The 12,431-nt window shown below is 32.6% G+C and carries 13 protein-coding genes; 7 read left to right on the top strand and 6 right to left on the bottom strand.

Annotation, left to right across the window (positions count from 1 at the left end; all coding sequences use genetic code 11):
* Positions 1-90 precede the first annotated feature (90 nt).
* The gene (locus NO995_RS07925; protein ID WP_258227038.1) at positions 91-723 is read right to left on the bottom strand and encodes a hypothetical protein; all 633 of its coding nucleotides are present in this window, start codon (positions 721-723) and stop codon (positions 91-93) included.
* A gap of 168 nt (positions 724-891) precedes the next feature.
* On the opposite strand from NO995_RS07925, the gene NO995_RS07930 reads away from it, so the two are divergent.
* Positions 892-1,869 (top strand): DUF3667 domain-containing protein, encoded by a 978-nt coding sequence (locus NO995_RS07930; RefSeq protein ID WP_258227039.1) that lies wholly within the window; start codon positions 892-894, stop codon positions 1,867-1,869.
* A gap of 58 nt (positions 1,870-1,927) precedes the next feature.
* Here the strand turns inward: NO995_RS07930 and uvrA are convergent, their stop codons facing one another.
* The gene (gene uvrA / locus NO995_RS07935) at positions 1,928-4,708 is read right to left on the bottom strand and encodes an excinuclease ABC subunit UvrA (RefSeq protein ID WP_258227040.1); all 2,781 of its coding nucleotides are present in this window, start codon (positions 4,706-4,708) and stop codon (positions 1,928-1,930) included.
* 324 nt (positions 4,709-5,032) lie between these two features.
* Between uvrA and NO995_RS07940 the strand changes: the two genes are divergently transcribed.
* Together NO995_RS07940 and NO995_RS07945 are read left to right on the top strand one after the other, a co-directional pair.
* On the top strand, positions 5,033-5,617 hold the full coding sequence (locus NO995_RS07940) for an RNA polymerase sigma factor (RefSeq protein WP_258227595.1): 585 nt from the start codon (positions 5,033-5,035) through the stop codon (positions 5,615-5,617).
* A gap of 57 nt (positions 5,618-5,674) precedes the next feature.
* On the top strand, positions 5,675-5,821 hold the full coding sequence (locus tag NO995_RS07945) for a hypothetical protein (protein WP_240575016.1): 147 nt from the start codon (positions 5,675-5,677) through the stop codon (positions 5,819-5,821).
* Between the two features lie 22 nt (positions 5,822-5,843).
* On the opposite strand, the gene nth is transcribed toward NO995_RS07945, so the two are convergent.
* On the bottom strand, positions 5,844-6,503 hold the full coding sequence (gene nth / locus NO995_RS07950) for an endonuclease III (RefSeq protein ID WP_258227041.1): 660 nt from the start codon (positions 6,501-6,503) through the stop codon (positions 5,844-5,846).
* Positions 6,504-6,588: 85 nt separating this feature from the next.
* Between nth and bcp the strand changes: the two genes are divergently transcribed.
* On the top strand, positions 6,589-7,044 hold the full coding sequence (gene bcp / locus NO995_RS07955; protein WP_258227042.1) for a thioredoxin-dependent thiol peroxidase: 456 nt from the start codon (positions 6,589-6,591) through the stop codon (positions 7,042-7,044).
* A 66-nt stretch (positions 7,045-7,110) separates the two neighbouring features.
* Here the strand turns inward: bcp and NO995_RS07960 are convergent, their stop codons facing one another.
* The gene (locus NO995_RS07960; protein ID WP_240575013.1) at positions 7,111-8,574 is read right to left on the bottom strand and encodes a TonB-dependent receptor; all 1,464 of its coding nucleotides are present in this window, start codon (positions 8,572-8,574) and stop codon (positions 7,111-7,113) included.
* A 97-nt stretch (positions 8,575-8,671) separates the two neighbouring features.
* Between NO995_RS07960 and NO995_RS07965 the strand changes: the two genes are divergently transcribed.
* Both NO995_RS07965 and NO995_RS07970 read left to right on the top strand, forming a co-directional pair.
* A complete protein-coding gene (locus tag NO995_RS07965; RefSeq protein ID WP_258227043.1) occupies positions 8,672-9,433 on the top strand; it encodes an MBL fold metallo-hydrolase in 762 nt (253 codons plus the stop codon).
* Between the two features lie 10 nt (positions 9,434-9,443).
* Positions 9,444-9,944 (top strand): hydrolase, encoded by a 501-nt coding sequence (locus NO995_RS07970; RefSeq protein WP_258227044.1) that lies wholly within the window; start codon positions 9,444-9,446, stop codon positions 9,942-9,944.
* A 103-nt stretch (positions 9,945-10,047) separates the two neighbouring features.
* On the opposite strand, the gene NO995_RS07975 is transcribed toward NO995_RS07970, so the two are convergent.
* Together NO995_RS07975 and NO995_RS07980 are read right to left on the bottom strand one after the other, a co-directional pair.
* Positions 10,048-10,416 (bottom strand): DNA topoisomerase IV, encoded by a 369-nt coding sequence (locus NO995_RS07975; RefSeq protein WP_258227045.1) that lies wholly within the window; start codon positions 10,414-10,416, stop codon positions 10,048-10,050.
* A 56-nt stretch (positions 10,417-10,472) separates the two neighbouring features.
* Positions 10,473-10,892 (bottom strand): helix-turn-helix domain-containing protein, encoded by a 420-nt coding sequence (locus NO995_RS07980; protein ID WP_258227046.1) that lies wholly within the window; start codon positions 10,890-10,892, stop codon positions 10,473-10,475.
* Between the two features lie 335 nt (positions 10,893-11,227).
* On the opposite strand from NO995_RS07980, the gene NO995_RS07985 reads away from it, so the two are divergent.
* Positions 11,228-12,361 carry a M14 family zinc carboxypeptidase gene (locus tag NO995_RS07985; protein ID WP_258227047.1) on the top strand — a complete coding sequence of 378 codons (1,134 nt, stop codon included), beginning with the start codon at positions 11,228-11,230 and terminating at the stop codon, positions 12,359-12,361.
* Positions 12,362-12,431 lie beyond the last annotated feature (70 nt).

Below are 12,431 nucleotides of genomic sequence, written 5' to 3' on the forward strand. Positions count from 1 at the left end.
TTCAACTTGAAAAGAAATACGTTATTGCAAAAAAAAATCCCGAACTCGTGGAAAACCGAGTCCGGGAATCTTTAACTAACTAATAAAAATCTAATTTCTCTTTTTCACTTTCTTTACTTTACCATTTTTCTGGTAATAGTAATAATTATCGTCGTTATCGAAATGCGTGTTGTTATTCCATGAGTCATTTTGAACAGCACATAAATCTGCATTTCGGTTATGTGTATTTATGTATCCTCTGGTCGAAACAATTTGTCCCCAATTATTGTAATTAACTGTTAATCCACCAACTTGGTTTAACGTTGTGTTTCTTCCGCGACCGTAACCAATAAAAACAGAACCTATTTGAGTTACATTTCCAGCACGGTCGTAATTAATTGGTACATTTCCAATAACACGAATCGTGCCATTTCTGTCTCTTGAGATATAATTTCTGTTTGGAGAGGTAGATGTGTAGTTAATACTTACTCTGGGGCCATTATAAGAAGCATTTATAGAACTTCTTCTTGAATTTGAATTGTAATATGCGTCATTATAAAGAAAATCAAAATCGAAATTTCCATCAGGAAAAATTGAAAATTCAATGCCATTCTCTACAAAAGTTACAGGTTGTACATAACGATAGTGTTTCGGGGTATCTGTACTGTTAGCATTTAAATCTAAGGCCGTAACACTATTTATGCTAAAAAGTATCCCTGCAAATAAAAGTACTAGTGTTTTCATAATCATTCAATTTTTAGATTGTACCTACTCATAAGCTTTTCGGTATCCGCTTCGATCTTAAATTAAACAATTTGCGTGCCAAAAATGTAAGTAATTGTTTATCAGTAATCTTAGTTTTGTAGATGTGTCGGCTTTTTTATTATTTTTATATAAACCAACCTTTATTAGATGAAAAAATCTATGGAAACTTGTAAAAATTGTGAAAATGATTTTGAGCAAGGTTATAATTTTTGTCCGCACTGTGGGCAGAAATCAAATGACGAACTCACGGTATCTGTTTTGTTTTATAATACGATAAGCAATTATTTTTCGGTTGATGCTCGTTTTTTTAAAAGTTTTATTCCTTTAATGTTTAAGCCGGGGTATTTGGCTAAGCGCTTTGTTGAAGGGAAACGTTTGTTGTATTTGCATCCAGCACAAATGTATTTGTTTATTTCTGTAGTGTTTTTCTTTTTGTTTTCATTTATTAGTCGAGATCAGGTTAAAACGGTAAATAATGCATTAAAAAAAGGTGAAATACCAGTGGTTGTTCACGATAGTTTAAAAACTCAGGTTATCGATTCCTTGAAAAATGTAACTACAGCAGATTATGTTCTTAAAGATGATTTTTCTTTCAATCAAAGAACTGTAGATTCCTTGATAGCGATTGATGCTCGGGAAGAGGACATATATACAGCTATGGGAATGGATAGTGATGCCGGATTTTTTAAAAGAAGATTGTATACACAAATTTTGAAATTCTACGAGCAACGAAATGGCGGGTCTATTTTACAGGTGTTTTATGATAGTATACCTATGGCTATGTTTTTTTTATTACCCATTTTTGCTTTTATTTTAAAATTGCTCTATTACAGGAAAGCTTCATTTTCATATCACCTTGTTTTTAGCTTGTACTTTTTCGCTTTTATTTTTATGGCTTTTAGTATTTTAGTACTCGTAGATTTGATTTGGAAACCGCAATCATGGCTAAATACTCTGGTGTTAATTTTAATTTTTATTTATTTCTATCTTTCTGTTTTAAAGTTTTATAATCAAGGTAAGTTGAAAAGTTTATTTAAGAGTATAGTTGCTGCTTTTTCTTTTATATTAATGGTTATTCCAGCTGCAGTTGTAGTGATGTTTATGGTCGCCTTTTTCTTTTATTAGGACATAAAAAAAAGACTTAGGTTTTTCTAAGTCTTATCTTTATGATATTAATTAATTATTAAAGTTTATCTCTAAGATATTTAGCAATAAGTGAGTTTGAATGAATAATGTCTTCCGGTGTGCCGGATGCTACTAAGTTGCCTCCGTATTCACCGCCATTTGGACCTAAATCGATAATATGATCAGCGGATTTAATTAATTCAATGTTGTGTTCTACAACGATAATGGAGTGTCCTATTTCAATTAGAGCATTAAATGATTTAAGTAGCTTTTTAATATCATGAAAGTGCAAACCAGTGGTTGGCTCATCGAAAATAAAAAGTGCTTTTTCTTTACTACTACCTTTTCCTAAAAACGATGCCAGTTTTATACGTTGCGCTTCACCACCTGAAAGTGTAGAGGAACTTTGTCCTAAAGTAACATAACCAAGTCCAACATCCTGAAGCGGTTGCAGTTTGTTCTTTATTTTAGTTTCATCGTTTGCTTCAAAGAATGTGATAGCATCGTCAATGGTTAAGTTTAAAATATCGTCGATGTTTTTATTAGCAAACTGGACTTCCAAAACTTCTTTTTTAAAACGCTTTCCTTTACAAGTTTCGCATTCTAAGTGAACATCAGCCATGAATTGCATTTCAATGGTTACTTCACCCTCGCCTTTACAAGTCTCACAACGTCCGCCATCTACGTTAAAAGAGAAGTGCTTGGCCTGGTAATTTCTAAGCTTACTTAATTTCTGTTTAGAAAATAAAGTTCTAATATCATCGTAAGCCTTAATGTAGGTTACCGGATTTGATCTTGAAGAACGCCCAATAGGGTTTTGGTCTACAAATTCGATATGTTTTATGTTGCTGAAGTTTCCTTCTAGATCAGTAAACTGACCAGCTTTATCGCTAAAATCGGTTAGTTTTTTCTGTAAAGCCGGAAATAAAATCTTTTTAACTAAGGTGCTTTTTCCACTTCCGGAAACTCCTGTTACCACCGTAAGCATACCTAAAGGAAAACGCACATCAATATTTTTTAAATTGTTTTCACGAGCCCCTAACACGTCTACATAGTATTTTGAAGTACGACGTTTTTCAGGGATTTCAATCTTTAATGTTTCATTTAAATATTGAGCTGTTAGTGATTTCGAATCAAGTAGTTCTGTAAAATTACCATATGCTACAACTTCACCTCCAAAAGTCCCTGCTTCAGGCCCGATATCGATAATAGTATCTGCCGCTTTCATGATGTCTTCATCGTGTTCTACTACAATTACGGTATTTCCTAAATCACGTAATTGTTTTAAAACCAAAATCAATCGCTCGGTATCTTTAGGATGCAAACCAATACTTGGTTCATCTAAAATATACATCGATCCTACAAGACTACTTCCTAAAGAGGTTGCCAGGTTAATACGCTGACTTTCTCCACCCGAAAGTGTGTTAGATTTTCTATTAAGTGTTAAATAATCTAAACCTACATTCGATAAAAATGACAAACGGTTATTAATTTCCTTTAAAAGACGATCTGCAATTTTTGTATCGTGTTCGTTTAAAGTCAGGTTTTTAAAGAATTCGGCTAATCGGTCTAAGGGCATTTCAACCAAATCTGTTATTGTAGCTCCAGCTATTTTAATGTAATTTGCTTCTATGCGTAAACGTTTGCCATTACAGGCTTTACATTTGGTTTTTCCGCGGTAACGCGATAACATCACTCTGTTTTGTATTTTATAGGCCTTAGCTTCTAGCTCAGCAAAGAAGGAATTTAAACCTTCAAAGTGTTTGTTGCCGTCCCAGATAAGTTGTTTCTGCTCGTTACTTAACTGGAAATAGGGTTTATGAATAGGAAAATCAAATTTATGAGAATTATTAACCAATTGGTCTCTATACCAACTCATGCTTTCGCCTCGCCAAGGAAAGATGGCATTTTCGTAAATTGAAAGTGCCGTATTTGGAATGACTAAATCCTCATCAATCCCAATAATATCACCATAACCTTCGCACTTAGGACAAGCTCCATAAGGATTATTAAAACTAAACAGATGCACATTAGGTTCTAAAAAGCTCATGCCATCCAATTCAAATTTATTAGAAAATGGGCGCAAATTGCTGTCTGATAGCGTTTCAATAAAACATTCTCCTTTTCCTTCAAAAAATGCGGTTTGAATAGAATCTGCAAGTCTATTAAAAAAATCTTCGTCCTGTTTAATAACGATTCGGTCTACAACCAATAAAACATTGTCCTTTTCAGTAAGATGTTCAGCTTCGTCTATTCGAATAACACTTCCCTTAACTTTTATTCTGGCATATCCTTGTTGAGCTAAAGTGCTAATTTTATCATTCATCGCTCGACCTTCCTCCAAATGAATAGGAGATAGTAACAGTAATTTTTCGCGTTCAGGAAAACTTTTTAAATATTCAAGAACATCGGTAACGGTATCTTTTTTTACTTCTAAGCCAGAAATAGGCGAGTAGGTCTTACCAATCCTGGCGAATAACAATTTTAAATAGTCGTAAATCTCTGTACTTGTTCCAACAGTTGACCTTGGGTTTGTTGAATTCACCTTTTGTTCAATAGCTATAGCTGGCGCTATTCCTTTTATGTAATCGACTTTAGGTTTGTTTAATCGTCCTAAAAACTGACGCGCGTAACTCGATAAACTTTCAACATAACGTCTTTGTCCTTCAGCATATAATGTATCGAAAGCTAAGCTAGACTTTCCAGAACCCGATAACCCCGTAATAACTACAAGTTTATTGCGCGGTATTACAACATCTATATTTTTTAAATTGTGCAGTTTAGCACCTTTTATAATAATATTTTCTTTCGGATTTACTTCAGAAATAGTCGTATTCATAGGTCTTAAAAGGAATGATTTCGCAAAGATACTAAAGTATTTATTCTGTTAAATATAATCTGTTTTTAAATGAATTTACAGCAATCTTTTTAATTGAATTCTAAAAGAAAAACAATTTTTTAAGATAAAAGCAGTATAAATCATCGGGTTAAGAATAAAAAAAGTCGCATTATTTTTGTTTTGGGAACGATTGTTGCTATATTTGAATCTATTAATCAATTTATCAAACTAACACAAACTCCGCCTATAGTATAACATTACTTTAAAAAGTTTATAACCCCAAAAGCCTGGAAGTTCACTTCTATGCCTAAAAAAGTAATGATTATGCAATACGATAACATACAAGATTCTATCTTAGTTAGCAACTACATTAAAGGAGATGAAAGTGCTCTGGAAATACTAATAAACAGGCACAAACAAAAAATTTACAGTTTTATATTCTCGAAGGTTTACGACAGAGATGTTGCCGAAGATATTTTTCAGGATACCTTTATTAAAGTGATTCGCACTTTAAAACGAGGAGCGTATAACGAAGAAGGTAAATTTTTACCTTGGGTGATGCGAATATCTCATAACCTTGTGATTGATTATTTCAGGAAAAACAATCGTATGCCTAAATTCGATAATACTGAGGAATTCAATATTTTTTCGGTTTTGAGTGATAATAGCTTAAATGCAGAAAGTAGTATTATTAAATATCAGGTAGAAAATGATGTAAGACGTTTGGTTGAAGAACTTCCGGACGATCAAAAACAGGTGTTGCTAATGCGTATTTATGATGACTTAAGTTTTAAAGAAATATCAGATAAAACAGGGGTGAGTATCAATACGGCTTTAGGGCGCATGCGATATGCTTTAATTAACCTTAGAAAAATAATTGATAAGCATAATATTATTTTAACGAATTAATGCAATAAACTGATTTTTGCCACGTTAGTAATTTAAATGAATCCTTAAATTAATATAATGGCAAAACTTTACTCTGGAAATTCTATTAAAAAATCGAATGCAATGGAACCGCGCGAAGAAACGGTAAAATTTCTTCTTGATTATTCAAAGGCTTTAAGTGTTATAAATTGTAATAAAAAGAAGTTTGAAGCGCTTCTGAATTAAGTTGGAAAAGTCCTAATGAAAATTAGGACTTTTTTGCTTTATAGTAATCATCGATCACAGACTTTCTTCCTATTGTTTTAGTAATAATATCTTTATCTAAATTCCAACCTCGGGCAGGCGAATATTCGCGGCCATACCAAATAATTTGAAGATGCAAATCATTCCATAATTCCATCGGGAATAGGCGTTTAGCATCTTTTTCTGTTTGAGCAACACTTTTTCCGTTACTTAAATTCCAGCGATACATTAAACGAAGAATATGTGTGTCTACCGGAAAAGCAGGAATACCAAAAGCTTGAGACAAAACCACTCCCGCAGTTTTATGACCTACAGCAGGTAATTCCTCTAAATCTTCAAAATTTTGAGGTACCTCGCCATTGTGTTTTTCAATAAGAATTTTCGATAAGCCATGAATGCCTTTACTTTTCATAGGTGACAAACCTACAGGTTTGATGATTTCTCTAATTTCTTCAACCGTTAGTTTTACCATATCATAAGGATTGTCGGCTTTTTCAAACAACAAAGGTGTAATTTGATTAACGCGAACATCGGTACTTTGTGCAGACATTAATACCGCAATTAACAAGGTATACGGATCTTTATGATCTAATGGTACTGGTATAGTAGGATATAACTCTTTAAGTGTTTTTATTACGAACTCAATTTTTTGTTCCTTGGTCATAAATCGTATTTTTGTACAAAAGCAAAGTTAATACAACTATTGTATTTGGCTTTGATATTGAATTTAAATTGTAAAAATTAAACAAATGAATACGTTAAAAGTAGGAGATACAGTACCTGATTTTTCTTCAATAGACGAACAAGGTAATGCGGTATCGCTAAGTGATTATAAAGGTAAAAAGTTAATTGTATTTTTCTATCCGAAAGCGAGCACGCCTGGTTGTACTGCTGAAGCTTGTAATCTTAGAGATAATTTTGAGGTTTTAAAAGAAAAAGGATTTGAATTGTTAGGCGTGAGTGCCGATAGCGCAAAGCGTCAAAGCAATTTTAAAGATAAATATGAATTTCCTTTTCCTTTGTTAGCTGATGAAGATAAAACGGTGATTAATGCATTTGGTGTTTGGGGACCGAAGAAATTTATGGGACGCGAATTCGATGGAATTCACCGAATGACTTTTATTATTGATGAAAACGGGGTTGTAGAGCGTGTTATTGAAAAAGTAAAAACTAAAGATCACGCAGCTCAAATTTTAGAAGCTTAAAGTTTGAAAATATCACATAAAAAAAGCAGCTTAATAAAGCTGCTTTTTTGTTTCTATATAGAAAGATTATTTTCTTTTTCTGATTAGAGTTAATGGTTTTCTTGAATAACCGAATAATCTATAATCTTTAATTAATTCAGCTGTTCCGTCAGGTACCATATCTTCCCATCCGCTTTCCCCATTGGCAATCATATTTAAGATTTCGCGAGAGAAAATATTCATAATTGTAGGATCGTATTCTTCAATGTCGATTACTTTGCCATTGTATTTAAAGAATTTATATAATTCTTTCATACGTGGATACACTTTTAGGTTTTCACTGGTAATTAATTCACCGGTTTCCTGATCGTGCATTGGGTATAGGTAAACTTTTAAATCCTTAAAGAATAACTTACCAAATGCTTCTAAAATACCTCCACTTAAATGTCTGTAATATTTCTCGTCGAAAATATCAACTAGATTGCTAACACCCATGGCTAATCCCATTCTGGATTTTGTATAGTTAGAGAAGTATTCTACTACTTTATAGTATTCCTGGAAGTTCGAAATCATTACCGAATGTCCAAGCGCACAAAGTAAATCGGCTCTATCAATGAAATCCTGCTCGTCAATTTCACCTTCAGCTCTTAAATTAGATAAGGTAATCTCGAAAACAACTTCGGTTTTTTCTTTATCAACTTTATTTTCTTTGATAAACATTTCGTATGATTTTTCATACATCTCCATGTTTACCTTGGTTACGGGTCTAAAACTTCCGCGAAGCGCTAAAATGTTTTTTTTGTAAAATATTTTAGCAGGCAAAACATTTGTTCCGTCAGGCCCAAACATTACGGCATCGGTCATGCCATTCTTAACCAGTTGTAAACTCATTAAACGGTTGTCTACATTTTTAAAGACAGGACCAGAGAAGTTTATGGTATCGATTTCTAATCGATCTTTATCTAAATGGTCGTATAAATAACGAAGTAATTTTTTAGGTTCGTTATATTTATAAAAAGCGCCATAAATTAAGTTAGTTCCTAAAACTCCAAGGGTTTCTTGTTGTAATCTGGCATCGGTTTCTTTAAAACGAAGGTGTAAAATAATTTCGTTGTAATCGCCACCAGCTTCAACCTGATATTTAATACCAACCCAACCGTGTCCTTTAAATTGCTTAGCAAAATCTATAGTTGCTACAGTATTGGCATAGGTAAAGAAGATTTTATTCGGATTTTTTTCACGTGTTAAGCGGTTTTCCATAAGATTCATCTCATGGGTTAACATTTTTCTTAAACGCGCTTCAGTTACATATCGACCGTCGTCTTCGGCACCATATATAGCATCACTAAAATCTTTATCGTAAGCAGACATTGCCTTTGCAATGGTTCCAGAAGCACCCCCGGCTCTAAAAAAATGTCTACAGGTTTCTTGTCCGGCACCAATTTCGGCGAAGGTTCCGTAAATATTTTCGTTTAAGTTAATTCGAAGGGCTTTAGTTTTTAACGAAGGAATATCATCAAATTCTCTATCACCTTTAATGGTTATTTCCATAGGTTTTTAAAGTTAGTTTCTATTGTGGAGTAAAGATATTAAATAAGTAAGGGAAACAAAAAAACATTCTTATTTTTGTGATAAACTTAAGAATCGATTGAAAATAACATTTCTTGGTACAGGTACATCTCAAGGAGTTCCTATAATAGGGAGCGATCATCCAGTTTGTTTAAGTAAAGATCCTAAGGATAAGCGACTAAGAGTGTCCGTTTTAGTTGAATGGAATAATTACACTTATGTAATAGATTGTGGTCCTGATTTCAGATATCAAATGTTACGTTCAGGTTGTAAAAGAATAGATGGTATTGTGTTCACTCATGAACATGCCGACCATGTTGCGGGTTTAGATGATATTCGTCCGTTTTATTTCAGACAAGGCGACATTCCTATTTATGCACACAAGCGTGTTTTAAAATCTTTAGTAAAGAAGTACGATTATATATTTGCTACAAAAAACAAATATCCGGGAGCACCAACAGTCCTTACAAACCGTGTTAAAAATAAACCGTTTCAGTTAAAGAATTTGGAAGTTATTCCGGTAAACGGAAAGCATGGAGACTTACAGGTTTTTGGATATAAATTTGGAGATTTTGCATATCTCACCGATATGAAGACCTTAAAAGAAAAGGAGATTGAAAAAATAAAAAATGTAAAAGTTTTAGTTGTTAATGCATTACGTTACGAACCACATTATTCTCACTTTAATTTAGACGAGGCTTTAGACTTTATAAATAAGGTAAATCCGGGAAAAGCATATTTAACTCATATTAGTCATTTGTTAGGTTTTCACGAAGAAGTAGAGAAAACTTTGCCAGAAAATGTATTTTTGGCCCACGATGAATTACAAATTATCATTTAAAAAATAGAAGATGAAGCAAAGAATTTTTATGTATTTGTTTGTGTTTGCCATGTTATTGGTATTGTTTCAGTTTGTTAACTCGAAACGCGTGTTTGAAGACATGAACAAAAACATTGGTGATTATAAAGAACAATTACAGCAATACAAAGATTCACTGGTAACCATGCAACACGAAATTGCAGATTTATCACATTTCAATTTAAATAGAAATGAAGACGCGATTAGCTATTTTGAAAATCAAGGTTACAATACAAGTGAATTAATTCCTATTATAAAAGACGAACTTTACAAGTTGAATGAAGTAAAAGGAGAACATCCTATGGTACCATATGCCGCAAGTGAAGGTAAACGTATGATGATTAACACTATTAAATTGTTAAATCACAAATGGATTATTGCAGATTTCACGGATGGAAAATACTGGGGAGAAATGTTTTTAACCTATTACATTAACGAAGATCAACAAATTGAATTTAATGTTGTTGAGTCGTTTTTGTATCCATTCGATTAAATTCTGAATTTTACTCGATAACCGAAATGTCAATATTTTGAAGCTTGCTTCAAAATTAAACTAAGTTTCTTTATAACGCCTCGTGTACTTGTATCGAGGTGTTTTACTTTGTTCTATAAGCTATTCCCTTTTGTTTTTTGGTTTCGCCAACATACGAGTATTCGTAAGTGTAAGAGCTGTCGGTGGTTGTTAAGATTTTTAAATGAATATCTTTTCGTTCGGCCATGTTTTTCGGATTAATGGTTTTAAAAATAACTTCACAATCATTAATCCATCGTAAAGAAGAAGAATCTACTTTATTGTTGTAGGTTTCCACCTGAAGATCTTCAGTACGTTTAAACTTTGACTTAAATAATTCGCCGTTAATAGTTACTTCGCTATAAAATTCTCCGGTTTTGTAATCACTACAATTACGTGTCGTTTCATAACAGCTAAATAAGCTTAAAAAGATTAGAGCGTATAAAAATTTCATCTGGACGAATTATATGGTTTTAAAATTTCAGGCAAAGGTACTAAACAATCTTAATTTTAATTGTGATAGTTCTTAAAAGTACCATCTGAATAAAAAACAACAATACGCTCTATAGTTTTGTCATTTGCATTTTCAGAAAATATTTTTTCTTCTGGAAGATTTATGGGCGCTCTGGAAATTGGTGGTGTATTTACAACCTGATTAATTTTTGGAGGAGCTTCAACCGGAGGTGAAGGTGTAATTTCTTTTTTCGCAGGAAAACTTCCTTTGCCATTTAACAACCAATACAATTCTACTTCCGGATAAGCTGAAAGAATTTTTAGAACAAACTCTAAACTTGGTTTATTTCGCCCGGATAAAATGTGCGATATGCTTGAGCGTTGAACACCTATTTTTTCTGCAAAAGAAGAGGCAGATTCACCGTAAAAATTGATGACTCTCTCCAGGCGTGTTGTGAATTCTTCTGTGTTTATCATTGTAATCGTTTACAAATGTTTACCATGTCACAAATGTAACAAAAATATATTTACAGTATACAAATGTATACAAAAAACAAGTAAAAAATGTAAATTTATATAAAGCTTTACTTTAATGTAATATCATTAAATAACTGAAATATAATATTTTAAATATATATTGCTGTTTGTCGATAAACAACTAAGTTATTATGGAGATTAAAGGGTTATCCGACGAAACACCAGTGTTTACAAATGTATACAACTAATTTTAAATTAATGTTTACAATTGTAAATCACCGATTGTTGACAATTGTAACTTTTTAAATTCTTACATTTGTCAACAAATTATTATCATGCAATTAGAGACCATAAAATCACTTTACTTAAACAACAAAGAGTCGCGTTTAAGTCATCGATATATAACCAACAATCACATTAAACCTGTTCTAGATTCTTTAAACAACCAATTAAATATTGAGTGTATTGGGCAATCTGTTTTAAAAGACGATATATATGCATTTAAAATTGGTAAAGGTGATAAACGGATTCTTATGTGGTCGCAAATGCACGGTAACGAATCGACAACAACTAAGGCTATTTTTGATCTTACAAACACCTTATTAAGCAACGATGCTTCTGTAAAACACATTTTAGAAGCTTGTACTTTGTATGTTATTCCAATTTTAAATCCGGATGGCGCTAAGGCTTATACTCGAATAAATGCCAATGAAGTGGATTTAAACAGGGATGCTCAAAATTTAACTCAGCCTGAAAGTTTGGTTCTGAAAGCAGCTTTCGAAGCTTTTAAACCACATTATTGTTATAATCTACATGGTCAGCGTACTATTTTTAGTGCTGGGAGAGCTGAAAAATCGGCTACAATATCATTCTTGTCACCAGCGCAGGACCAGGAATGTACTATTACGCCTAACAGAAAGGTGGCTATGGAGATTATAAGTGTAATGAATGAGGCTCTGCAAAAGGAGATACCAGGGCAGGTTGGGGTGTATGATGATGCCTTTAACTTAAATTGTGTAGGAGATACGTTTCAAAGTAAAAATGTGCCAACCATTTTATTTGAAGCAGGTCATTTTCATGATGATTACGGAAGGGAAAAGACACGAGAGCTTATTTATATATCTTACATCACTTCCTTTGATTATATAGCTAAAAACAACGTTTCAGGGGGTAATTATGAAGCTTATTTAGAAATTCCTGAAAACGAAAAACTATTTTTAGATGTTATTATTAGAAATGCATCTATTGGTGATATTGGCATTATGTTTCAGGAGACATTGGTTGATGATGAAGTTGTTTTTATTCCTAAAGTTGATAAAATCGAGGATTTGAAAGAATTTTATGCACATAAAACGATTCAGGCCAATGGTTTAGAAGTGTTAAATGAATCAGGGAATCCTATTAAGATAGGTGACGAAAACGTTTTCGTGATTATGAATAATGAAAAAATCTCATTAATTTCAAAATAAAGCCTATTATTAATGTATTATTTTTAAAGAAAATGTACTATTTTTGCTTTATACTTAAGAATAATTAATT

It is taken from the genome of Aestuariibaculum sp. M13 (assembly GCF_024723255.1).
Lineage (GTDB): Bacteria > Bacteroidota > Bacteroidia > Flavobacteriales > Flavobacteriaceae > Aestuariibaculum > Aestuariibaculum lutulentum.